The sequence below is a fragment of the Vibrio sp. 1641 genome (assembly GCF_033339995.1).
GTDB lineage: Bacteria > Pseudomonadota > Gammaproteobacteria > Enterobacterales > Vibrionaceae > Vibrio > Vibrio alginolyticus.
In genome coordinates this window covers 1-605 of the sequence record NZ_JAWOVP010000312.1, presented here as the reverse complement: position 1 = coordinate 605, position 605 = coordinate 1, and the positions used below count along the sequence as shown (strand labels likewise).

At 45.5% G+C, this 605-nt stretch carries 1 protein-coding gene; it reads left to right on the top strand.

The window, feature by feature from the left end:
• Positions 1-94 precede the first annotated feature (94 nt).
• Positions 95-553: a MarR family transcriptional regulator gene (locus R7Z47_RS25715; protein WP_318130876.1), complete on the top strand. Its 459-nt coding sequence runs from the start codon at positions 95-97 to the stop codon at positions 551-553.
• The last annotated feature ends 52 nt before the right edge of the window (positions 554-605 follow it).

The following is a 605-nucleotide window of genomic DNA, read 5'->3' as shown; positions in this document are numbered from 1 at the left end:
AATTTAATTGCTTGCAACCTTATATCGAAACAACGATAGTTTGCAACTATATTGTGCACAATTTATTTTTATCGCCTTTATCGAGATTAAGCCCATGAGCCAGTGTTACTCCCCAAGTACATTGAATGCAGAAGAAAAATTGTTACTAGAGAATCAAGTCTGCTTTCCGCTATACAGCGCTGCTAACGCTGTGATTCGCGCGTACCGACCGTTGTTGGACGCACTTGATCTCACTTACTCGCAGTACTTGGTAATGATGGTATTGTGGGAAAAAGATGGCACGAGCGTAAAACAGCTGGGATCACAGCTTCACCTCGATTCAGGAACGCTCACCCCGTTGCTAAAACGCTTAGAAGCAAAAGGCTTTGTGAGCAGAGGAAGAAGTGAAACCGACGAGCGCGTACGCGTATTGAACCTTACTGAAGCAGGCAGAGCACTTAAAGATCAGGCGAAATCCGTCCCTGATGCCATTGCCTGTAAGTTCACGTTGGATCTAGAAGAATTGGGGACGCTAAAAACGCTCTGCGAGAAAGTGCTCGATAAGCTCAGCTAACCGCCAAGCCCTTTATAAACTCCTCTCAATAGCTAAAAGCCTGCCATTGCAG